This window comes from Streptomyces sp. NBC_00299 (assembly GCF_036173045.1).
GTDB lineage: Bacteria > Actinomycetota > Actinomycetes > Streptomycetales > Streptomycetaceae > Streptomyces > Streptomyces machairae.
Map to the genome: position 1 here is coordinate 670,321 of NZ_CP108039.1, position 22,296 is coordinate 692,616.

The 22,296-nt window shown below is 71.8% G+C and carries 16 protein-coding genes and 1 pseudogene; 9 read left to right on the forward strand and 8 right to left on the reverse strand.

Annotated features, from left to right (window positions below):
* Positions 1–5 precede the first annotated feature (5 nt).
* Genes OHT51_RS03195 through OHT51_RS03225 form a run of 7 tightly spaced genes read right to left on the reverse strand, consistent with a single transcriptional unit; the run spans position 6 to position 6,227 of the window.
* Complete coding sequence (locus OHT51_RS03195) at positions 6–797, reverse strand: SDR family oxidoreductase (protein ID WP_328877330.1); 792 nt, start codon at positions 795–797, stop codon at positions 6–8.
* A gap of 26 nt (positions 798–823) precedes the next feature.
* Positions 824–1,573 carry an SDR family oxidoreductase gene (locus tag OHT51_RS03200; RefSeq protein ID WP_328877331.1) on the reverse strand — a complete coding sequence of 250 codons (750 nt, stop codon included), beginning with the start codon at positions 1,571–1,573 and terminating at the stop codon, positions 824–826.
* Positions 1,566–2,087, reverse strand: coding sequence for a cupin domain-containing protein (locus OHT51_RS03205; RefSeq protein ID WP_328877332.1), 522 nt, complete (start codon positions 2,085–2,087; stop codon positions 1,566–1,568). The genes OHT51_RS03200 and OHT51_RS03205 overlap by 8 nt, the downstream gene beginning before the upstream one ends.
* A gap of 15 nt (positions 2,088–2,102) precedes the next feature.
* Positions 2,103–2,903, reverse strand: coding sequence for an alpha/beta fold hydrolase (locus OHT51_RS03210; RefSeq protein WP_328877333.1), 801 nt, complete (start codon positions 2,901–2,903; stop codon positions 2,103–2,105).
* Positions 2,900–3,721 (reverse strand): aspartate dehydrogenase domain-containing protein, encoded by an 822-nt coding sequence (locus OHT51_RS03215; protein WP_328877334.1) that lies wholly within the window; start codon positions 3,719–3,721, stop codon positions 2,900–2,902. Before OHT51_RS03215 ends, OHT51_RS03210 begins: the two co-directional genes overlap by 4 nt.
* Positions 3,718–4,716: a VOC family protein gene (locus OHT51_RS03220; RefSeq protein WP_328877335.1), complete on the reverse strand. Its 999-nt coding sequence runs from the start codon at positions 4,714–4,716 to the stop codon at positions 3,718–3,720. The genes OHT51_RS03215 and OHT51_RS03220 overlap by 4 nt, the downstream gene beginning before the upstream one ends.
* A 23-nt stretch (positions 4,717–4,739) precedes the next feature.
* Positions 4,740–6,227 carry an aldehyde dehydrogenase family protein gene (locus OHT51_RS03225; protein WP_328877336.1) on the reverse strand — a complete coding sequence of 496 codons (1,488 nt, stop codon included), beginning with the start codon at positions 6,225–6,227 and terminating at the stop codon, positions 4,740–4,742.
* Positions 6,228–6,550: 323 nt separating this feature from the next.
* Here OHT51_RS03225 and OHT51_RS03230 point away from each other — a divergent pair, with 323 nt between their 5' ends.
* The 3 genes from OHT51_RS03230 (at position 6,551) to OHT51_RS03240 (ending at position 10,616) form a co-directional block, all read left to right on the forward strand.
* On the forward strand, positions 6,551–7,954 hold the full coding sequence (locus OHT51_RS03230; protein WP_328877337.1) for an MFS transporter: 1,404 nt from the start codon (positions 6,551–6,553) through the stop codon (positions 7,952–7,954).
* A 136-nt stretch (positions 7,955–8,090) separates the two neighbouring features.
* Positions 8,091–8,786, forward strand: a complete 696-nt coding sequence (locus OHT51_RS03235) for a class I SAM-dependent DNA methyltransferase (protein WP_328877338.1) — start codon at positions 8,091–8,093, stop codon at positions 8,784–8,786.
* A 42-nt stretch (positions 8,787–8,828) separates the two neighbouring features.
* Positions 8,829–10,616: a SpoIIE family protein phosphatase gene (locus OHT51_RS03240; RefSeq protein ID WP_328877339.1), complete on the forward strand. Its 1,788-nt coding sequence runs from the start codon at positions 8,829–8,831 to the stop codon at positions 10,614–10,616.
* A gap of 5 nt (positions 10,617–10,621) precedes the next feature.
* Here the strand turns inward: OHT51_RS03240 and OHT51_RS03245 are convergent, their stop codons facing one another.
* Positions 10,622–12,304: a tetratricopeptide repeat protein gene (locus OHT51_RS03245; protein WP_328877340.1), complete on the reverse strand. Its 1,683-nt coding sequence runs from the start codon at positions 12,302–12,304 to the stop codon at positions 10,622–10,624.
* Positions 12,305–12,582: 278 nt separating this feature from the next.
* On the opposite strand from OHT51_RS03245, the gene OHT51_RS03250 reads away from it, so the two are divergent.
* The 6 genes and pseudogenes from OHT51_RS03250 to OHT51_RS03275 all read left to right on the forward strand — a co-directional run bounded on the left by OHT51_RS03250 (position 12,583) and on the right by OHT51_RS03275 (position 22,249).
* Entirely contained in the window at positions 12,583–15,108 is a 2,526-nt protein-coding gene (locus OHT51_RS03250; protein ID WP_328877341.1) for a SpoIIE family protein phosphatase, read from the forward strand.
* Positions 15,109–15,282: 174 nt separating this feature from the next.
* Positions 15,283–18,060 (forward strand): SpoIIE family protein phosphatase, encoded by a 2,778-nt coding sequence (locus OHT51_RS03255; RefSeq protein WP_328877342.1) that lies wholly within the window; start codon positions 15,283–15,285, stop codon positions 18,058–18,060.
* A gap of 135 nt (positions 18,061–18,195) precedes the next feature.
* Entirely contained in the window at positions 18,196–19,008 is an 813-nt protein-coding gene (locus tag OHT51_RS03260; protein WP_328877343.1) for a chitosanase, read from the forward strand.
* Between the two features lie 179 nt (positions 19,009–19,187).
* Positions 19,188–20,552, forward strand: coding sequence for an FAD-dependent oxidoreductase (locus tag OHT51_RS03265; RefSeq protein ID WP_328877344.1), 1,365 nt, complete (start codon positions 19,188–19,190; stop codon positions 20,550–20,552).
* Between the two features lie 137 nt (positions 20,553–20,689).
* Positions 20,690–21,653, forward strand: a pseudogene (locus OHT51_RS03270) (DUF1152 domain-containing protein).
* A 101-nt stretch (positions 21,654–21,754) separates the two neighbouring features.
* Positions 21,755–22,249 (forward strand): lamin tail domain-containing protein, encoded by a 495-nt coding sequence (locus OHT51_RS03275; protein WP_328877345.1) that lies wholly within the window; start codon positions 21,755–21,757, stop codon positions 22,247–22,249.
* The last annotated feature ends 47 nt before the right edge of the window (positions 22,250–22,296 follow it).

Consider the following 22,296-nt stretch of genomic DNA (forward strand, 5'->3'; position numbering starts at 1 on the left):
AGTCCTCACAGGATGCCGCGGCCGACTCCGCCGCAGACGTCGATGCTGGTTCCGGTGATGTACGAGGCGCGCGGGGAGAGCAGCGCGACGATCACGTAGGCGACCTCCTCGGCGCGCCCGAGGCGTCCGAGTGCGACCCCGCGGTCGGCGGCGAGGCCGGCCTGCCACTCCTGGTACGTCCGGCCGTCGTCGGCGGCGGCGTGGCGGCGGGTCCACTGGCCGGTGTCGATCAGGCCGAGGCAGACGGAGTTGACCCGGATGCCGTCGGCGGCGAGTTCGGCGGACAGGGACTTGGAGAGGTTGAGGATGCCGGCGCGCGCGGCGCTGGTGGTGATCAGGCGGGTCTCGGGCTGCTTGGCGAGGACCGCGTTGACGTTGACGACGGCGGCGGTGTCCGAGGCGCGCAGGTAACTCCGGGCGGCGGAAAGGGGGTTCAGTACCCCGGCGAACTTCAGCTCCAGTTCGTCGCGCCAGTCCTCCTCGGTCGTCTCGTCGAGGCGCTTCATGCGGGACTGCCCGGCGTTGTTGACCAGACCGTCGAGGCCCGCGCCGAAGTGTTCGGCGGCTTCCTCCGTGAAGTGCCGCACGGCAGCCGCGTCGCGGACGTCGCACGCTCCCGTGAACAGCCGGTCGGGGCCCGCGCCGAGCCAGGCGGCAGCCTTGGCGAGCCGTTCGGTGTCGCGTCCGCAGGTGGCGACGCGGGCGCCCTCGTCGAGCAGGGCGCGGACCGTGGCCAGGCCGACGCCCGAACTGCCGCCGGTGACCAGGACGGTGCGGCCGGCGAGGCCGAGATCCATGACGTACTCCTTGCAGATGGGGTGGTTCAGTGCATGGTGAAGCCGCCGTTGACGGCGATCACTTGGCCGGTGAGGTACCGGGATTCCTCGGAGAGGAGGAAGGAGACGAGGCCGGTCAGGTCGGCGGGCTGCTGCGGCCGGGAGATCGCGCGGCCCTCGGCGTAGAGCGCGTGACGCTCGGGCGGGACCGTCTCGGTGGCCTCGACCTCGGTGAGGCCGGGGGCGAGGGCGTTGACGGTGATGCCCCGCTCCCCCAGTTCGCGGGCCATCGCCCGGGTGAGGGAGATGACCGCGCCCTTGGAGGCGATGTAGTGGGCGAGGCGCGGGGAGCCGTAAAGGGCCGCGTCCGAGGCGATGTTGACGATCCGGCCGGGCCGGGTCATCAGCGGCAGCAGATGCTTGGCGACGAGCCAGGGCCCGCGGGCGTTGACCGCCATGAGCCGGTCCCAGGTCTCGACGTCGATGTCCTGGAACTCCTTGCCGCCCACGCCGTTGGCGAGCGCCGCGTTGTTCACCAGGCCGTACACCGGGCCGGAGGCGGCCAGCCGGTCGGCGAGCGCGGTGACCGACTCCGGGTCGGCGACGTCGAGCGGTACGAACTCCGCCGTGCCGCCCGTCTCGCGGATCGACGCCGCCGTGCGCTCGCCCCGGGCGGCGTCGATCTCGGCGACCACGACGCGATACCCGTCGGCCGCCGCCCGGCGGGCCATGGCCTCCCCCAGGCCACGGCCCGCCCCGGTCACGACGACCGTGCGCGCAGTGCTCTGCTCAGTCACGGGTGACGCCGTGGAGCGGCGAGTACTCGGGGTAGGTCGGCACCTGCGGCTTCTGCGTGCCGATGATCACGCAGAACAGCGCGTCGGTGTCGCCCTCGTTCTTCAGGGAGCGGGTGACGCCGGCCGGCACCACGATCATGTCGCGGTAGCCGAGGGTGCGGTACTCGACCTCGTCGGGGCCGCGGTGGATGCCGACGCGGACCTGGCCCTCCAGGACGAAGAACGCCTCCTCGACGTCGTGGTGCGTGTGGGCGGGGCCCTCGGCGCCGGGCGGCAGCAGCATGTTGGAGAAGGTGAAGCCGCCGGAGGGGAGGATCCGGTTGTCGTTCTCGTGGTTGCCGGTGGCGCCGGAGCCGACGTAGCGGATCTGTGCGCGCTTGAACTGCGGGCCGGCCTTCTCCTGGAAGGACAGGGTGCCCCAGTCGGGTTCGCGGGAGTCCTTGGTGGCGATCAGGGCGTCGGTGTACTTGGCGAGGTCGCCGTTGCTGTCGTAGTCGTCGGTGGTCAGCGGCATGGGATTCGGGCCTTCCTAGCGGTGGGTGACGATGTGCAGATGGGAGGCGAGCCAGGCGTTGACGTGCTCGGGCTGCTCCTGGTTGGCCAGGTGACCGGCGTCCTTGACGATCACGTACGCGGTCCTGTGCAGACCGCCGGCCAGGACCTGTGAGGCGTCGGGACCGGTGATCCGGTCCTGGTCGCCGCACAGGACGAGGGTGGGCGCGGTGACTTGGTGCAGTTCGCCGCGCAGGTCGGTGGCCGCCATGGCCTCGGCGGCGTGGCCGTAGCCGGGCAGCCGGACGGCGGCGGCCATGGCGGCGGTGACGCGCTCGACGAGGCCGGCGGGCGCGGCGGCGGACAGCAGGCGCGGACCCCGGGCGGCGGCGAAGGCGTCAGGGCCGAGCCGGGCGAGCTCGTCCGCCCGGGCCCGCATTGCTGCCGCCTTGTCGGGATCGGTGCCGGAGCCGGGCGTCGAGGCGACGACCATCAGCGACTCGACGAGGTCCGGATGGCGGGTGGCCAGCCGCAGCGCGATCACGCCGCCCCAGGAGACGCCGAGGACGTGGGCGGCACCGCCGCGGGCACGGATCACGTCTGCGGCCAGGTCGGCGTAGTCGTCCATCGTCAACGGGCCGGTCGGGTCGGCCGACTTGGCGTATCCGGGGGCGTCCCAGGCGACCATCCGGTACGCCCCGATCAGCGCCGCGAACTGCGGGGCGAAGGCGGCCGAGGACGAGCCGATGCCGTGCAGGCACAGGACGAGCGGGCCGCTGTCCCCCGCCTCCTCCAGGTGGAGCCCCGCCGGGTCGTACGCGGCAGCAGGAGCCGTCACAGGATCTGTCCCGTCCGGCCGGCGAGGGCGGCCAGCGACCGCAGTACCGCGTACGGGACGACCTGGCTGGTCGCCGGGTTGGCGGCGTCGGGCAGGTGGCGTACCTCGAAGCGGTAGGTGCCGTGCGCGCCGCTCGCCTCGACCACGTGCGAGGTGTGCGCGGCGGCGGGGTCGGCGACGACGCTCACCCGCACCGCGTCCAGGTCTCCGATCGCGAGGGCCACGGACGCGGCCACGTTCGTCGACTTGGGGAACTTCACGGGTACGTCCCGCGCGGTGCCGGCCATCACCTCGACCGGCCCGGTCGCCGACCGCATCCGGTCCAGCAACTCCTCGTCCATCCACGGCTGTTCGAGGGTGGAGGGCAGCTTGGTGGTGGTCAGCTGCACCCCGTCGAGGGGGCCCATGGCACGAACGGCCTGGAGCAGGTCGAGGCCGCCGACCGCGCCTCCGGTGAAGTACACCCGGCCCGGCCCGGCGTTGAGGAGCTCCTTCGCCAACTGCTCGTCCGTGAGCGCCCCGGTCGAGGCGACGAGCAGGTCCGTGCCGGAGGCGAGGATCGCCGTACCCCATTCCCGTACGACGCCCTGCCCGGCGGCCTCGACGATCAGGTCGCAGGAGTCCAGGGCCTGTTCGAGGGTGCGCTGCGGTGCCGGGACCGAGTCGCCGAGCGGCCGGTTGTCGACGACGCAGACCAGTTCGGCGCCGGGTATCTCGCCCGCGGCGAGGGCCCCGCCGACGATGCGGCCGATGGCGCCCCAGCCGATGAGGCCGACTCGGCGGGAGGTGGCGGCCCGGCTCGGTGCGGTGCTGCTCATGCGGGGACTCCTTCGGCATCGGCTGCGGCATCTGCTGCGGTGTCGGATGCGGTGTCGGATGCGGTGTCGGCTTCCGCGTCGACGGGCGGGACGACAGGACTGCCGTCGGGTGTGCCCGCCATGTGGGCGCGGATCTGCGGGGAGGGCGGGCCTGCCGTGCCCCAGACGTCGGAGAGTTCGGGCGTGCGCCGCCACACCTTGCAGATCCAGGCGTCCTCGACGACCTGGGCGACCTCGGAGGTGTACTCGCAGACGAGGCCGGTCGGGTCGGTGAAGTAGGAGAAGGTGTTGTTGCCCGGCCCATGCCGCCCGGGACCCCACTCGGGGGTGACTCCGTGGTGCCTGAGCCGGCCGAGGCCGCGCATGAAGTGGTCGACCGAGCTCATCTCGTACGCCACGTGGTTGAGCGACACCCACGGCGCCTGGTTGAAGGCGATGCAGTGGTGGTCGGCGTTGCAGCGCAGGAACGCCATCTGGTGCTCGGACCAGTCCGAGACGCGCATGCCGAGGACGTCCCGGTAGAAGGCGACCGAGGCGTCGATGTCGGGAGTGTTGAGCACGGCGTGGGTGACGCCGACCGGCACGGCGCCGTCGCGCCCGCGGGCGGTGACGGCCCAGGTCTCGGCGGAGAGTTCGATGAGCCGTCCGTCGATGTCGTGGAACCGCAGGCCGTAGCCGCCCCCGACCTGGTCGAGCGGGCCCGGTCCGCAGACCGGCGTGATGCCGCGCGCTTCGAGGCGCCGTGCGCCGTCGTCGATCTCGGCGGGGGTGGCCACGGCGAACGCGAGCCGGCCGAGGCCGATCCGGTCGGCGCGGGTGAGCTGGAGGGCGTGGTGCTCGTCGCCGGTGCCGCGCAGCCAGCTGGTGCCGGGCTCGGCTTCGACGACCTCCAGTCCCCACACCTCCTCGTAGAAGTCGGTGGCCTGCGTGAACTCCGGGGTGAGCAGCTCGACCGAGCGCAGGGCGCGCAGCCGGGCTATCGGGGGGTGAGTCATGGTGAGGGTCTCCGGGATGCGTTTCAGTTGGCCCAGGGCAGGGGCGTGGATTCGGTGCCCCAGTACAGGGACTTCTGCCGCTGGTAGGAGCGGATGAGGTCGCGGCCCTTCTCGGTGCCGAGGCCGCTGTCCTTCATCCCGCCGAAGGGGGTGGAGATGGAGAACTGCTTGTAGGTGTTGATCCAGACGGTCCCCGCGTCGATGCGCCGGGCGAGCCGCCAGGCGGCGCGGGCGTCGCGGGTCCAGATGCCGCAGGCGAGCCCGTACACGCTGTCGTTGGCCTGCCGCACCAGGTCGTCCTCGTCGTCGTAGGGCAGTGCGACGAGGACGGGGCCGAAGATCTCCTCCTGGCAGGTCCGGGCGGAGTTCGGCAGGCCGTCGATGACGGTCGGCAGGTAGTAGGCGCCGTCGGCGTACGCCTCCCCTTCCGGGACCGCGCCGCCGCACAGGACGCGCCCGCCTTCCTCCCGGGCGAGGTCCACGTACGCGGCGACCGCGTCCCGGTGCCGGTGATGGACGAGCGGGGCGACCTGGGTGTCGGGGTCGGTCCCGGGTCCGACGCGCAGCTTGCGTACGCGCTCGACGAGCTCGGCGACGAAGGAGCCGTACAGGGACCGGTGGACGAAGAGCCGGGAGCCGGCGATGCAGGACTGTCCGCTGGAGGAGAAGACCCCGAACATCACGCCCGCGAGGGCCTGCTCGATGTCGGCGTCCTCGCGGACGATCGTCGGTGACTTGCCGCCGAGTTCCAGCGAGGCGGGGGCGAGCTTGTCGGCGGCGGTCCGGGCGATGGCACGGCCGGTGGTGGTGCCGCCGGTGAAGCCGATGCGGCGGACGAGCGGGTGGGTGACGATCGCGTCCCCGACGACGCGCCCCTTCCCCGGCAGTACGGACAGCAGCGCGGTCGGCAGTCCCTCCTCGGCGAGCACCCGGTGGACCAGCCGCCCGAAGGCGAGGGAGACGAGCGGGGTCCACTCGGCGGGCTTCAGCAGCACCGCGTTCCCGCCGGCGAGGGCCGGGGCGACCTTCTGGGCGTCGGAGGCGATCGGCGAGTTCCACGGGTTGATCGCGCCGACCACGCCGATCGGCTCGTGCACGCTCATCGTGACGTACGGCCCTCGGGCGGCGGTGAGCGAGTCCTCGGCGGTCTCCAGTGCGGCGGCCGTGTACCGGAAGGTGGCTGCGGCGCTCAGCGCGAGCGCTCGGGTCTCGGTGAGCGTCTTGCCGGTGTCGGCGGTCTGCAGGGCGGACAGGTCGTCGGCGTGCTCCTCGATCAGGTCGCCGATGCGGTGCAGGACGCGGGCGCGCCGGTGTGGGAGCAGGTCCCGCCACGCGGGCGTCGCCACGGCCTCGGCGGCGGCCTCGGCCGCCTCGTCGACATCGGCGGGCGAGGCGGCGTGGACGGTGGTGATCGGGGTGCCGTCGGCGGGGTTCACGGTGTGGATCGGCGCGCCCGCGCCGCGCCTGGAACACCCCGCGATGAGGATCTCGTCGACTGGCGTGCGCGGCATGGCAGGACCTCCGGATCGGATGTATCGAAGTCCTGAACATCTAAGGGCTTAACTATTTTGGCCGCAAGGGGAACCGGCGAAGTTTTTTTGCACGACGTGGGGACGAACCCTTGACTGGCCGCTTCACAGGCGGGATAAAACTTGAGCACTGAAAGATTTAGCACTTAGCCAGATGGCCTGGTGACCCCCGATCTCCGAGCCCCGTCCCCCTCTGTCGCCGAGCCGGCGTACGGCTGTCCAGCCACCGCCGACCGGCCCGAACCGTCCCGTGCGTATCCTGTGCCTTTCCCAGCACCCCGTGCGCGGGTCCGGAGGACCCCTCCATGACGACCGACACTCCCCATGCCACCGCGGGCCGGCCCGCGGACACCGCGGCGCTCGTCGCCGCGATCGGCGCCCGCTTCGAACGCCTGCCGCTGTGCCGGTGGCACGTCACCGTCCGGCTCATCATCGGCGCGGTGACCTTCTTCGAGGCCTTCGACCAGTTGCTCATCGCCTACGCCCTGCCCGAACTGCGCGCCGAGTGGCAGCTGACCACCGGGCAGACCACGTCCCTGATCACGGTCGGCTCCCTGGGCATGCTCGTCGGCGCGCTCCTCTCCGGCCGCCTCGCCGACCGCATCGGCCGGGTGAAGGTGATCGCGGCGTGCATCGCCCTGTCCAGCATCGGCAGCCTGCTGCTCACGCTGTGCGACTCACCGGGGCCGTTCATGGCGCTGCGCTTCGTGCAGGGTCTCGCCATCGGCGGCGAGGTACCGGTCGCGGCCACCTTCATCGCCGAGATCACCCGCGCCCACAAACGGGGCCGCTTCGTCCTGCTGTACGAGCTGGTCTTCCCGGCGGGTCTCACCGCGTGCGCCGTGCTGGCCTGGTGGCTGATGCCGATCCTCGGCTGGCGCTGGATGTTCGGCCTCGCCGCGATCCCCGGCGTGCTGTGCGTGCTGGTCGCCCGCTATGTGCCCGAGTCGCCGCGCTGGCTCGCGGACCACGGCCGGCACGAGGACGCACTGGCGACGATGGCGTCGATCGAGACGAAGGTCGAGCGGATCACCGGCGAGCCGCTGCCGCAGCCGGCGCCCGCGGCGCCCGTCGCGCACAAGCCCGCCGCCGAGGGAGCCCTGCGCGAGCTGTTCTCCGGCCGCTACCGCAAGCGCACCCTGGTCGTCTGCGTCCTGTGGTTCTGCGGCTACTTCGTCAATTACGGCATCTCGTCCTGGCTGCCCACCATCTACGGCTCCCGCTTCCACCTGAGCCTGTCCGACGCGCTGCTGTACTCGACCGTGACGTCCTGCGCGGGCTTCCTCGGCTGCCTCGCCGTCGCCCTGACGGTGGACCGCGTCGGCCGCCGGCACACCGTCACCTGGTGTCTGGGCGGCGCCGCCCTCAGCTTGCTGTTCCTCGGCCTCTTCGCCGGCGGCTCGGCGAGCAGCGTGCTGATCTGGACGTCCCTGTCGGCGGTGTTCTTCTTCGGCGCCAACATCTGCCTGTACCTGTACACCCCCGAACTCTTCCCGACCCGGATGCGGGCCCTCGGCACCAGCCTCGGCGGCGCGGTGAACCGACTGGGCGTCATCCTCGGCCCGATCGTCGTCGGCGCGGTGTACGCGGGCGGCGCCCTCGGCACCGTCTTCGTGACCCTCGCGGTGGTCGCCCTGGTGGGGGCGGTCACGGCAGGGGTGGCGGCGGAGGAGACGACCGGGCGGCGGCTGGAGGACGTGGCGCCGTAGGGCGTCGGCACGCCGGGACACGCCGCGGTACGCCGGGATCCAAAGGGTCCCGGCGTGCTTCGTCGGGCTCCGGCAAATCTGCCTTATCTATAGGAATACTCAGAAATAGCCCATAATGCCTGCAAGGAGAACCCTTGTGAGCAACCCCGCCGACAAGCTCGACTACCGGACCCTACGGCTCGACCGCACCGGTCAGGCCGAGGCTTTCGACGCCATCGGCCGGCGCTATGACGAGGCCTTCCCGCACAAGGAAGGGCAGGTCGCAGCCGCCGAGTGGCTCATCGGGTCGCTGCCGCCCGGATCCCGGGTCCTGGACCTCGGGTGCGGCACAGGGCTCCCGACCGCACGCCAGCTGGCGGAGGGGGGCCTCGACGTCGTCGGGGTGGACCTGTCGGAGCGGATGGTGGCGCTGGCCCGTGACCATGTGCCCGGCGGCGAGTTCCACCGGGCGGACATCGCCGACCTGCGGCCCGGCGGCTCCCTGGACCTCGGCCGTTTCGACGCACTGACCGCCTTCTTCGCCCTGCTCATGCTGCCGCGCGCCGAGATCCCCCTCGCCCTGCGGACCGTCCGCCACCTGCTGGTTCCGGGGGGACTGTTCGCGCTGTCGATGGTGGAGGCCGACGTGGACGACTTCGCGATCCCGTTCATCGGCAGCAGCATCCGTGTCTCCGGCTATCTGCGGGACGAGCTGCGCGAGGTCGTCGAGGGTGCGGGCTTCGAGATCGTCGGGGAGTCCTCGTACACCTACGCTCCGTCGGTCGCCGACATCCAGCCCGAGGTACAGATCTTCCTGCGGTGCGGACTGGACGGCACGCCTGACAACCTCTGACCCGCCCGCCCCGGCACAGGCCGCACGGCCGGAAGGACAGGCATGACGAAGCAGCTCGGAGGTGGTGATCCCGCACCGCCGGCCACACAGGCTCCGCCCGGCACCCCCCTCGCCGCGGGACCGGACGACGCCGAGCCGCACACCGACAGGCTCCGCTACCTCGACGAGGCGACCCGCCGGATCGCCCGGGGCATGAACCTCGACGAGACCCTGCGCGAACTGTGCCGCGCGGCGGTACCGGCCTTCACCGACACCGCGTTCGTGCACCTGTACGCCCCGCTGCCGGTCGGCGACGAGGCGGGCACCCCCGGCGTGCTGCGGCTGCGCAGCGCGGACCGCGCGTCACCTCGGGACCCGGACGCGCGGGACTCCGGACCGTCCCCGGCAGACCCGCACGCCCTCCCGGCGGCAGAGGTCGTGACCCCCGCCGCCGACGGCCTGCTCAGCAAACTGCTCCAGGACGGGCGACCGGTGTTCGGAAACACCCCGGGCGTCACCTCCGCGGCCGCCGAGCTGCTGGGGACGAGCGCTCCGGCGGTGCCGCCCGGCCGCCGGCTGATCATCGCCCCGCTGCACGGCCGCAGCCACGTCCTCGGCAGCGCCGTCCTCATCCGCGGACCCGGCCGCCCCGAGTTCACCGCTGACGACCTGATCGTCGCCTCCCAGCTCGCCACACACACCGCTCTCGGGCTGGAGAAGGCGATGCTGTACGAGCGTGAGGCGGCCATCGCGGACACGTTGCAGCGCACCATGCTCCCGCCGTCGCTGCCGGAACCGCCCGGTGTCCGACTGGCCAGCCGCTATCTGCCGTCCTCGCGGACCGCGCAGGTCGGCGGTGACTGGTACGACGCGATCCCGCTGCCGGGCAACCGGGTCGCCCTGGTCATCGGCGATGTGATGGGCCACTCCATGACCTCGGCCGCGATCATGGGCCAGCTGCGCACCAGCGTGCAGACCCTGGCCGGGCTCGATCTGCCCCCCGACGAGGTACTGCACCACCTCGACGAGCAGGCGGGCCGGCTGGGCAGCGAGCACACGGCGACCTGCCTGTACGCCATGTACGACCCCGTGCAGCAGCGGCTGCTGGTGTCCAGCGCCGGCCATCTGCCACCGGTGCTGCTGCATCCGGACGGGCGAGCGGAGGTTCTCCAGGTCCCGCCCGGGGCGCCGATCGGCGTCGGCAGCGGCGGATTCGAGTCCGTCGAGACACACGCACCGGCCGGGGCAACCCTGCTGCTGTACACCGACGGCCTGGTCGAGTCCCGCGACTCGGACGTGCTGACCGGGGTGGAGGCGCTGCGCGCACGGTTGCGGGCGGCCACGTCCGGGGCCGCGCCGCCGACGCTGGAGAAGCTGTGCGACGAGGCGCTCGGCGCGCTGGGGGCGGGTGGCCGCGACGACGACATCGCGCTGCTCGCCGCCCGCTTCGAGGGCATCCTGCCGGAGACCGTCGCCTACTGGTACATGGCGCCCCGCCCGCAGACCGCGGGCCAGGCCCGTCGGCTGACCCGCCGGACGCTGGGCCACTGGGGACTGGAGTCCCTGGTGGAGGCGACCGAGCTGATGGTCAGCGAGGTGGTGGCGAACGCCGTGCGCTTCGCGTCCCGGCCGATCACCCTGCGGCTGCTCTGCACGGACGTGCTGCGCTGCGAAGTGGGTGACGACTCCCCGATCGTGCCGAGGATGCGGCACGCCCGGCTGAGCGACGAGGGCGGCAGGGGCCTGTTCCTCGTCGACCAGCTGTCACAGAGCTGGGGCGCGACGAGGGTGAGCACGGGCAAGGTGGTCTGGTTCGAGCAGCCCCTGCCCGACACACCCACGAACGGCTGAACCCGTCAGTCGGCGCAGCAGTCCCCCTCGGTGCCGCCCGCGGTGATCGCGTCGAGCCGGCAGAAGCAGGAGGCCTCGACCGGTACGTCCGCCAGCGCGGCGGCGAGACGCAGCTGCTGGGCCACCACCTGTGCCTCCCCGGTCCTGCCCAGGCGTGTCAGGCACTCGTGCAGGCCGTGCAGGGACCAGACGTTGTTGGGGTGCTGAAGGGCGCGCGGGAGGGTGCCGTCGAGGCCGAGGTCGGCGCGGTAGACCGCCTCCGCTTCCTCGACGCGGCCCTGTTCGAGGAGGAGGGCGCCGTAGGCGTGCCGGGTGGGCTGCATCCAGCCCCACGGTTCGTCGTAGGGGAGGTTGTCGTCCAGTTCGATGGAGCGTTCCAGTGCGGCGAAGGCGGCGGCGTGGTTGCCCTTGCGGTACTCCAGTTCGCCATCGAGCATCGCGGAGGCGATCGCGAGGATGTCGGCGCAGGTGTTGTTGAAGAGCATGCGGGTCTCGGGGACCCGGCCGACGGCCTCGCGGAAGAGCCGGCGTTCCGTCTCCGCCTCCGGGACGCGGTGGGTCGAGGAGAGGGCGACGCCGCGGGCGTAGTGGAGCATCGCGGTCGTCACGCAGTACAGCCCGGGGTCGGCGGGCATCGGCAGGGCGAGGATGTCGTGCCAGCGGCCGAAGCGGATCAGGGCGTGGAACCGCATACCGAGGAAGGCCTCGAGCCAGTCGGCCATGGGCGGGCTCGGCACGCACAGCAGGTCTTCGGGGATGGACGCCTCGAGCTCCGCGGCGGTCCTGAGGGCGACTTCCGACTGGCCGAGGAACATCGCGCCGTAGATCTTGAAGTGGTAGTTGTGCGAGCGGTACAGGGTGTAGAAGTTCATCGCGCCGGCCCGGGCGTGGTACTTCTCGTCGACCGCGATCGCCGCCGTGTTGTCCGAGACCACCCGCCGGTAGTCGCCGCAGAGCACCTCCAGGTGCGACGGCATGTGACGCAGGTGCCCGGCGTCGGGCACCAGCCCGCGCAGCCGGTCCGCGATCGGCAGGGCGACTTCGGGGGTCGGGGACATCTCCATCAGGTGGATGTACAGGTGGACCAGGCCCGGGTGGTCGCGTCCCGTGTCGGTGGCGAGGGCGCGTTCGAGGACGGCCCTGGCCTCCGCCGTGCGCGCGCCTTCGGCCGGCTCGCCGGTCCTGAGGTCCCACAGCTGCCAGGGGGTGAGGTTCATCAGCGCGTCGGCGGCCAGGGTGGCCACGTCCAGGTCGTCGGGGGCGAGCTCGTAGACCGCGCGCATCCTGTCGGCGTAGGGGGCGTTCCAGACCGAGCAGTCGTCGACGGCCTTCGCCTGGGGGTAGCGGGCGCGCAGTGCGCCGATCAGGGCCTGTTCGACGGGGGTGGCGGCTGCCGCCTTCTCGTGGGCCTTCTCCACGGCGGCGTGGGTGCGGTCGACCGTGCGCACCAGGTCCTCGTCGTCGAAGAACTCCCACGGCTTGTTGTAGTTCGGGCCGAGTGCGTAGGCGATGCCCCAGTAGGCCATGGCACAGTCGGGATCGGCCTCGGCAGCCGCCTGGAAGCAGGCGACGGCCTCCTCGTGGTGAAAGGCGTACGTCCACATCAGCCCCCGGTCGAACCAGAGTTGGGCCTGCGCGGAGGATGTGGTCACTGAGCGGGTGTAGGTGCCGAGGTCGTAGTACTCCATGGCTCTGTCTCCTGCCTGTGCGCCCCGCCGGTCCGTTCCCGAGTCTTCCCGAGAGCACCGGGTCTCGCACCGACAACGGGGACAGGCCCTGCCCGGTTGCGGGGGCTGCCGTTTCGGGTGCCGGCGTCGGTCCGCGTCATCCTGGGTACTCGGCGGGGTGACGCGCCCGGTGCCGCGACCGGGTGAGTCGGTTCGCGCCGCCCAGGTGCGGGCGGGGGGCCTCGTGGCGCATTCTTGCTGTGTCGCGCGCGTGACGGCGTACGGACGAGGTAGGGCCGATGACTGGGAGCGCCGAGGGCGCAGAGCGGGCGCCGGGCAGGCTGGCGGCGCTGCTGATCGACGCCTCGGCGGAGGCGATCAGCGCGGCCGGTGGCCATGCCGGTGGGGTCTATCTGCGCTGCAGCACGCCCGGACTGCTGCGTCTGGCGGTGCTGGAAGGGCTGCCCGGGCCGTTGTTCCGGCCGTGGTGGCGGGTGCATGTGGACCGGCCGTTCCCCGTCGCGGACGCCTTTAGGCTCGGGGTCGAGGTGGCGCTGCCCAACGCGACGGAGACGATGCGCCGCTATCCCCAGTTCGCAGCCAGTCTGCCGTTCCCCTTCGGGTCCCTGTACGTGCCCGTCGCGGGTGCGTCGAGCGTCTTCGGTGTGCTGACCGTGCTGCTGCCGTCGGCGTCGGACCGCACCGAGTTGCTGCCCCTGCGCGAGCGCGTCGCGCAGTTGGCCGAGGAGCTGGGGATGGCACTGGAGAAGCTGGAGGACCAGGACGCGTCGGCGGTGTCCTGGGAGAGCGGGCCGCTGTGTGTCCGCCCGCCGGCCGCCCGCCCGCCGGCCGGGCACCTCGGTCGGTTCACCTGGGATCCGGTGACGGGCGTCCTGGCGGCGGACGAGCGGCTGAACGCCGTGCTCGGTATGGCTGCGGCGGAGGCCCACAGCACCGCGGAGGCGTTCGCGGACGCGGTCGCTCCGGCTGACGCGGTGCGGATTCTGGCGGCGCTGCGGGAGGCAGCCGGTGGTCGGCCGCCGGCGCTGCCGCTGTACGTGCGCACCGCGGACGGCGCCCTTCGCCTGGTCGAGGTCTGGGGGCCGTACGACGACTCCGCCCGTCCCCGTGCGACGAACGTACGGGGCGTCGTCCTCGACCCGGGTCCGGGCACGGTGGGGGACGCCGCGGCCGATCTGCTGCCGGACGGCGTGCTGTGCCTGGACCGGCTCGGGACGGTCGTCTACGCGAATCCGCACGCGGCGCGGCTGCTGCGCCGGCCGCGTACCGAGTTGCTGGGCCGGGCTCTGTGGGAGGGCGTGCCGTGGCTCAACCAGCCCACTCTCGAAGACCATCTGCGCGGCGCGCTGCTGTCCCCGGATCCTGTGCACTTCCATGTCCGAAGACCGTCCGCCCACGGGCGTGAGCGCGCCACCCAGCCGTTGGCCGGCGACTGGCTCGCCCTGTCCGTCTACCCCGGCCCGGACATCCTGACCTGCACGGTCCGTCTGGGGCACCGGGTCGCGGACAGCCCGTCCGGTGCCCCGGAGGGGCACGGCACCCCGGCGACGACCGGTGCGCCCTCGCTCGCCCCGCTGTACCGCCCGATCGTGCTCGCCATCGCGCTGACCGAAGCGGTCACCGCCCGTCAGGTGTCGGCGGTGGTGATGCGGGAGCTGCTGCCCGCGTTCGGCGGCCGACGGCTCGCCATCTACCTGCTGCAGGAGCGGCATCTGTACCTGGCCTGGGAGACGGGCTTCCCCAAGGGGTTCCTCGCCCCGTTCGAGGGTGTCGGGCTGGACGAGCGGCTGCCCGGGGTCGAGACGCTGACCAGCGGGCGCCCGCTGTTCTTCGACTCGATGCAGGAGCTGTCCGACGCCTATCCGGGCATCGCGCTGGATGCGACGGAAGGGGCCCGGGCCTTCCTGCCGCTGATCGCCTCCGGGCGACCCGTCGGCTCGTGCATCCTGGGCTTCGACCGGCCGCGCAGCTTCACCACCGAGGAACGCACGGTGCTCACCGCCATGGCCGGACTGATCGCCCACGCCATGGAGAAGGCGCAACGCTACGAGAGCGAGGCCGCCCTCGCCCGTGGGCTGCAGCAGGCGCTGCTCCCCCGGCGGCTGTCGCAGCACCCGCTGATGGAGACCGCCGGACGCTATCTGCCCGGCACCCAGGGCATGGAGGTGGGCGGTGACTGGTACGACGTCGTCGCCGCCGGGGACGGCCTGGCGCTGGTCATCGGTGATGTGCAGGGGCACGGCGTGCAGGCGGCGGCCACCATGGGCCAGCTGCGCAGCGCCGTGCGGGCCTTCGCGCTCGGCGACCGGCCGCCCGACGAGGTCATGAGCGGCACGAATCACCTGCTCATCGACCTCGACGCCGGCCTGTTCGCGAGCTGCTGCTACATCCGCCTCGATCCCAGGACCGGCGTCGCCCAGGCTGCCGTGGCCGGGCACCCGCCGCCGCTGCTGCGCCGCCCGGACGGCCGTACCCATGTCCTCGACCTGCCCGGCGGGATCGTGCTCGGCGTGGATCCGCAGGCCACGTATCCGGTGTCGGAGCTGCGGATGGAGCCGGGTGCCGTCCTCGCGCTGTACACGGACGGGCTGGTCGAGCGGCCCGGGGTGGACATCGACGACGGCATCAGCGGTCTGCGGGTGGCGCTGGCCAAGGCGGGTGCCCCCGGCGCCCGGCCGGGCGGGCGCTCGCTGGCGGGCGTGGCCGACCGGCTCACCGCGACGGCCCGGCACATGGCGGACCGCCCCGACGACATCGCGCTGCTGCTCGCCACTCGGCGCGCCACGCCCCTGCGCCCGAGCTGAGGCCCGCGCCGACGGCGCTGTGGGCAGCCTCGGCGTCGTATCCCTGTTGCGGGGACGGGAGTTGCCCCAATCCGGGCATCACGCCCGTGGCCGTGGTGTGGGAGAGCCGGCAAGTCCTGTCACGGTCCGTGACGTCTCTCGCCTCCCGGGGCCCGGCAGTGTAGACATGGGCACATGGTCCGACTATTGGGTCGATCCGGGGCCCGGTCGGCCTCTCGTCCCAGCGGTCTGCGCACACGCGGTGCGTCCGACCGCTTCCTTGGAGTGCCCGAACGAGGGGTCCCGAGCGACGAGCCGGCTCAGGGGCCGCGCACGGGGTGGTTCGCCTCGTTGCGGGCGGCGGTGGGCGAGCGCAGTGTCGCCGGGCAGGTGTTCCTGCTGCAGGTGGTGATCGTGCTGCTGCTGGTCGTCGCCGCGGTGGTGGCGCTGGTGCTGCAGGTGCGGCACGACACCACGCAGGAGGCCCGCAACCGCTCGGTCGCCGTCGCCGAGTCGTTCGCCAACGCGCCCGGCACGCGGGAGGCGCTGAGCAGCCCGGATCCGTCCGCCGTGCTGCAGCCCCGGGCCGAGGCGGCGCGCAAGGCCACGGACGTGGACTTCATCGTCGTCATGAACATCGACGGCATCCGCTACACCCACCCCAAGCCGGACCGGATCGGCAAGCAGTTCGTCGGGAACATCGCACCCGCGCAGGCCGGCCGGGTGGTGACCGAGGAGATCACGGGCACCATCGGACCGCTCGTACAGGCCGTGGTACCCATCAAGGCACCCGACGGGCAGGTCGTCGGGCTGGTCTCGGCCGGGGTCACCAAGGCGACCGTGGGCGGGACCGCGGACCGGCAGCTGCCGCTGGTGCTGACCGCGGCGGCGGTGGCGCTCGCCCTGTCGACGGCGGGCACGGCGCTGGTCAGCCGTCGGCTGCTGCGGCAGACACACGGCCTCGGGCCGCACGAGATGACCCGGATGTACGAGCACCACGACGCCGTCCTGCACGCCGTGCGGGAGGGCGTGATCATCGTCGGCACCGAGGGCCGGCTGCTGCTCGCCAACGACGAGGCGCACCGCCTGCTCGACCTGCCCGCCGACGCCGAGGGACACCGGGTGCTCCACCTCGGTCTCGCCCCCGACACCGCCGAGCTGCTGGACTCCGGCCGGATGGCCACGGACGAGGTGCACCTGGTCAAGGACCGGCTGCTGGCCGTCAACCAGCGCCCCACCACCCTGCGGGGCCGCCCGTCCGGCAGCGTCGCCACCCTGCGCGACTCGACCGAGCTGCGGGCCCTGTCCGGCCGGGCCGAGGAGGCCCGCGAGCGCCTGAACATGTTGTACGACGCCGGTGTGGGCATCGGCACCAGCCTGGACGTCACCCGCACCGCCGAGGAACTGGCGGAGCTGGCGGTGCCCCGCTTCGCGGACTTCGCCACCGTCGACCTGTACGAGGCGGTGCTGGGCGGCGGGCAGCCGGAGGCGGCGACGCGGCTGCGCCGCACGGCGAGCAGCGGCATACGCAAGGACGCGCCGCTGTACCCGGTGGGCGAGCAGCTGAGGTTCGTCGACTCCTCGCCGCAGGCCCGCGCGCTGAAGGACGGACACGCCGTCATCGCGCCGCGGCTGGACGAGGCGCCGGGCTGGCGTGCCCAGGATCTGGAGCGCTCGGCGCAGGTCGTGGAGTTCGGCATCCACTCCCTGATCGCGGTGCCGCTGAGGGCGGGGTCCCTGGTGCTGGGCGTGGTCAGCTTCTGGCGGTCGCAGAAGGGCGAGCCGTTCGACGCGGACGAGGTGGCGCTGGCCGAGGAGCTGGTCGCCCGGGCCGCGGTGTCGATCGACAACGCCCGCCGGTACACGCGCGAGCACAGCATGGCGGTGACGCTTCAGCGCAGCCTGCTGCCGCGCCGGCTGCCCGAGCAGAACGCCCTGGACATCGCCTACCGGTATCTGCCCGCGCAGGCCGGGGTGGGCGGCGACTGGTTCGACGTGCTGCCGCTGTCCGGCGCCCGGGTCGCGCTGGTGGTGGGGGACGTCGTCGGCCACGGGCTGCACGCGGCGGCGACGATGGGCCGGCTGCGTACGGCCGTGCACAACTTCTCCGCCCTGGACCTGCCGCCCGACGAACTGCTCGCGCTCCTCGACGAGCTGGTCGCCCGCATCGACCAGGACGAGGCACAGGAGGGCGACAGCGCCCCGGTGACCGGCGCGACCTGTCTGTACGCGGTCTACGACCCGGTGACCCAGCAGTGCACGATGGCCCGCGCCGGCCATCCGCCGCCGGCACTGATCCAGCCGGACGGCAGCGTCGGCTTCCCCGACGTGCCCGCCGGTCCCCCGCTGGGCCTGGGCGGGCTGCCGTTCGAGACGGCAGAGCTGGAGCTGGCGCAGGACAGCCGGCTCGTGCTCTACACGGACGGTCTGGTGGAGGACCGCGAACGGGACATCGACGAGGGTCTCGAACTGCTGCGCGAGGCGCTGTCCCAGGCCGGCCCGTCGCCGGAGGAGACCTGTCAGGCGGTGCTGGAGGCCCGGCGCCCGACCCGGGCCGGGGACGACATCGCGCTGATCGTGGCGGGCACCCGGGCGCTCGGGGCCGACCTGGTCGCCGAATGGGAGGTGCCGTCCGATCCGGCGGCCGTGGGCCAGGTGCGCTCCGACGTGACTCGGACGCTCGAGGCGTGGGGCCTGGAGGAGCTGTCGTTCACCACGGAGCTGATCCTGAGCGAGCTGGTCACCAACGCGATCCGGTACGGCGGTGAGCCGATCCGGGTGCGGATGCTGCACGACCGCAGTCTGATCTGCGAGGTCTTCGACAGCAGCAGCACCTCGCCGCATCTGCGCTACGCGACCATGACGGACGAGGGCGGGCGCGGTCTGTTCCTCGTCGCGCAGCTGGCCGACCGCTGGGGCACGCGGTACCTGCCCGCGGGCAAGGTGATCTGGGCGGAGCAGCCGCTGCCGTAGCCGGCCGCTGTTTGTACATAGGTACGAACCCTCGACGCAACCGGTGCCTCTCATACGCGCCTTCTGATAGGAAACCTTCCTATCAGTGTCAGGTAATGGCCAACACCCCACCCCCCACCTCCACTTGGAGCCGCCGTGAAGCACCCAGCACGCACGTCGCGCCGAACCCTGCTCGCCCTCGTGGGCGCGTCCCTCGCGTCAGCCCCACTCCTCAACTCCCCCCAAGCGTCCGCGGCCGCGGCGGGACTCGACGACCCGGCGAAGAAGGAGATCGCCATGAAGCTGGTGTCGAGCGCGGAGAACTCCTCGCTCGACTGGAAGGCGCAGTACAAGTACATCGAGGACATCGGCGACGGCCGCGGCTACACCGCCGGGATCATCGGCTTCTGCTCCGGCACGGGCGACATGCTCGACCTCGTCGAGCTCTACACCGACCGCCGCCCCGGCAACGTCCTCGCCCCGTACCTGCCGGCGCTGCGACGGGTCGACGGCACCGACTCCCACGACGGACTCGACCCGAACTTCCCGCGCGACTGGGCCCGGGCCGCACAGGACCAGGAGTTCCGGCGGGCACAGGACGACGAACGCGACCGCGTGTACTTCGGTCCGGCCGTGCGGCAGGGCAAGACGGACGGGCTGCGCGTACTCGGCCAGTTCGCGTACTACGACGCGATCGTCATGCACGGCGACGGCACCGACCCGACCAGCTTCCGCAACATCCGCAGGCGTGCGCTGAACCAGGCCCGGCCGCCGGCGCAGGGCGGTGACGAGGTCACCTACCTTCACGCGTTCCTGGACGCGCGGGTGTGGGCCATGAAGCAGGAGGAGGCCCACAGCGACACCAGCCGGGTCGACACCGCCCAGCGGGTCTTCCTGCGCGCGGGCAACCTCGACCTGGACCCGCCGCTCGACTGGAAGGTGTACGGGGACAGCTACCACATCGGCTGACCCGTCCACGGGGTGCCGTACCGCCGTCGCGCGGTGCGGCACCCCGCGTCGTCCTCACACTTTTCAGCCCATAGAATTGATTTATGAGCTCATAGGTCGGACCCGCGTACCGACTTAGGCTTGCCTTAGTTTAGGCTTCCCGACGAGATCGCTTGTCATCGCTCGAAGGGACCCTGATCATGCCCCGCCCCCTGCGGGTAGCCATCGTCGGAGCCGGCCCCGCCGGGATCTACGCCGCCGACGCCCTGCTCAAGTCCGACGTGGCCGCCGAACCCGGTGTGTCCATCGACCTCTTCGAGCGCATGCCGGCGCCGTTCGGACTGATCCGGTACGGCGTCGCCCCCGACCACCCCCGCATCAAGGGCATCATCACGGCCCTCCACCAGGTCCTCGACAAGCCGCAGATCCGCCTCTTCGGCAACGTCGACTACCCGACCGACATCAGCCTGGACGACCTGCGCGCGTTCTACGACGCCGTGATCTTCTCGACGGGTGCGACGGCCGACCGGGCGCTGTCGATACCGGGTGTCGACCTCGACGGGTCGTACGGCGCCGCGGACTTCGTCTCCTGGTACGACGGCCACCCGGACGTTCCGCGCACCTGGCCGCTGGAGGCCGAGAAGGTCGCTGTCCTCGGCGTCGGCAACGTCGCCCTCGACGTGGCCCGCATCCTGGCGAAGACGGCGGAGGAACTGCTCCCGACGGAGATCCCGCCGAACGTCCACGAGGGCCTCAAGGCCAACAAGGCCCTGGAAGTCCACGTATTCGGCCGCCGCGGCCCGGCGCAGGCGAAGTTCAGCCCCATGGAGCTGCGCGAGCTGGACCACTCCCCCAACATCGAGGTCATCGTCGACCCCGAGGACATCGACTACGACGCGGGCTCGATCGAGACCCGGCGCGGCAACAAGCAGGCCGACATGGTTGCCAAGACCCTGGAGAACTGGGCGATCCGCGACGTCGGCAACCGGCCGCACAAGCTGTTCCTGCACTTCTTCGAGTCGCCCTCCGAGATCCTCGGCGAGGACGGCAAGGTCGTCGGCCTGCGCACCGAACGCACCGTCCTCGACGGCACCGGCAACGTCAAGGGCACCGGCGAGTTCAAGGACTGGGACGTCAGCGCGATCTACCGCGCGGTCGGCTACCTCTCCGACAAACTCCCCAAGCTGCCCTGGGACATCGACTCGGGCACGGTCCCGGACGAGGGCGGCCGGGTCATCCAGGAGTCCGGCGAGCACCTGCAGTCGACGTACGTCACCGGCTGGATCCGGCGCGGCCCGGTGGGGCTGATCGGCCACACGAAGGGCGACGCCAACGAGACGGTGTCGAACCTGCTGGCCGACTTCGCCAATGGACGTCTGCAGACGCCGGGTTCGCCCGAGCCGGAGGCGGTGGAGGCCTTCCTCGCCGAGCGCGAGATCCGCTTCACCACCTGGGACGGCTGGTACAAGCTCGACGCCGCCGAGAAGGCACTGGGCGAGCCGCAGGGCCGTGAGCGAGTGAAGCTCGTCGAGCGCGAGGACATGCTGCGGGAGAGCGGCGCGTAAGACGCCGTAGCCGAAGCTGAGGCTGAAGGCTGAGGGCCGGGGTTCCCACCCTCGCTGAGGGCCGGGGGTTCCAACCCCCGGCCCTCTCGGTCTTTATCGGCCCGCTTCCGGTGATCAGTACCTGTTAGCGTCCCCCGGTGTTCTCCCTCCTCGAGCCCCCTTTCTTCACCCGGCTGCGCGATGCGCGCCGCGTGCTCGTCGCCGGTGGGCGGCGGTTTCGACGTGTACGCCGGACTGCCCCTGGCGCTCGCGCTCCGCGCGGCCGGCAAGGAAGTCCAGCTGGCCAACCTGTCCTTCTCGGACCTGTTCGGGCTCTCACTCGACGCGTGGGTGGACCACGACGTCGCGGCGATACGCCCCGACACGGCAGTGCGGGGCGACTACTTCCCGGAGCGGACGCTCGCGCGGTGGCTCGCCGTGCATGACCTGCCCGACACGGTGTACGCGTTCCCCCTCACAGGGGTCCAGCCGCTCAGGGCCGCCTATCGCACGCTCCTGGAGCACCTGGGCGGCGCCGACGCCGTCGTGCTGGTGGACGGCGGGACCGACATCCTGATGCGCGGCGACGAGCACGGGCTGGGCACGCCGGAGGAGGACATGGCCAGCCTGGCCGCAGTGTCCGGGCTGGCCGAGGTTCCGGTGCGGCTCGTGGCCTGCCTCGGGTTCGGCGTGGACTCCTACCACGGGGTCAACCACTCCCTGGTGCTGGAGAACCTCGCCGCGCTGGACCGCGAGGGCGGCTACCTGGGGACGTTCTCGCTGCCGCGCCACAGCGAGGAGGGGCGCGCGTACCTCGACGCGGTGGAGCATGCCCAGCGGGCCACGCCGGACCACCCGAGCATCGTCCAGGGTTCCGTCGCGGCCGCCGTGCGCGGCGACTTCGGGGACGTCCGGTTCACCGAGCGCACCAAGAACAGCGAACTCTTCATCAATCCGCTCATGACCCAGTACTTCTGCGTCGACGCACCCGCCCTGGCCGACCGCAACCTGTATCTCGACCGGATCGAGAACACCGCGCTGATGCGCCAGATCAGCTCGGTCATAGCGGAATTCCGCGACGAACTCGCCCATCAACGACCACCGCGCGCATACCCCCACTGACGCGCCCGCGTCTCACATTCGGTGAAGCCTCCTCATCGCGCGCGGGAGTTGTCTACACTCCTGATCTTCACACAAGCTCCACACAGGGGGGATGTTTCTCCATGCGTATACGCATCGTCGCCACAACCGCCGTCGCCGTCGGCACGCTCGCCGTACTGTCCGCCGCACCGGCCCAGGCCACCGAGTACTCGTCCGCGCTGAAGATCCGCGGCATCCAGTACGACGCACCCGGCAGCGACTCGAACAACTGCCGGACCGGCAACACCGACGAGGAGTACCTGACGATCAAGAACCACTCGTCCGGTACCACGGTCAACCTCAAGGGCTACGTCGTGAAGGACAAGGCCGGCAACCGGTTCGCCTTCACCGCCAACCACTTCCTCCAGCCCGGCGACTACGTGAAGCTCCGGGGCGGCAACGGCAGCGACTCCGACGCGAAGAACGTCGTCTACCGCGACAACTGCAACTTCATGTGGAACAACGACAAGGACTCGATCTACCTGAACAAGCCCTCCGGCGCCGGGGCGGACTCGCACTCCTACACCAAGAGCGGGAACGACCGGGACGGCAACGGCTACATCACGTACCACAACTGAGCGGACCCCGAGCCACGAGCAGGACCCGCCCCAATGCGGATGGTGGG

Bases quoted from the DNA above. Each gene is read 5' to 3' on its own strand.
- OHT51_RS03195 (WP_328877330.1), bottom strand. From the start codon at position 797: ATGGATCTCGGCCTCGCCGGCCGCACCGTCCTGGTCACCGGCGGCAGT.
- OHT51_RS03205 (WP_328877332.1), bottom strand. From the start codon at position 2,087: ATGCCGCTGACCACCGACGACTACGACAGCAACGGCGACCTCGCCAAG.
- OHT51_RS03215 (WP_328877334.1), bottom strand. From the start codon at position 3,721: ATGAGCAGCACCGCACCGAGCCGGGCCGCCACCTCCCGCCGAGTCGGC.
- OHT51_RS03220 (WP_328877335.1), bottom strand. From the start codon at position 4,716: ATGACTCACCCCCCGATAGCCCGGCTGCGCGCCCTGCGCTCGGTCGAG.
- OHT51_RS03225 (WP_328877336.1), bottom strand. From the start codon at position 6,227: ATGCCGCGCACGCCAGTCGACGAGATCCTCATCGCGGGGTGTTCCAGG.
- OHT51_RS03230 (WP_328877337.1), top strand. From the start codon at position 6,551: ATGACGACCGACACTCCCCATGCCACCGCGGGCCGGCCCGCGGACACC.
- OHT51_RS03240 (WP_328877339.1), top strand. From the start codon at position 8,829: ATGACGAAGCAGCTCGGAGGTGGTGATCCCGCACCGCCGGCCACACAG.
- OHT51_RS03245 (WP_328877340.1), bottom strand. From the start codon at position 12,304: ATGGAGTACTACGACCTCGGCACCTACACCCGCTCAGTGACCACATCC.
- OHT51_RS03250 (WP_328877341.1), top strand. From the start codon at position 12,583: ATGACTGGGAGCGCCGAGGGCGCAGAGCGGGCGCCGGGCAGGCTGGCG.
- OHT51_RS03255 (WP_328877342.1), top strand. From the start codon at position 15,283: ATGGTCCGACTATTGGGTCGATCCGGGGCCCGGTCGGCCTCTCGTCCC.
- OHT51_RS03265 (WP_328877344.1), top strand. From the start codon at position 19,188: ATGCCCCGCCCCCTGCGGGTAGCCATCGTCGGAGCCGGCCCCGCCGGG.
- OHT51_RS03275 (WP_328877345.1), top strand. From the start codon at position 21,755: ATGCGTATACGCATCGTCGCCACAACCGCCGTCGCCGTCGGCACGCTC.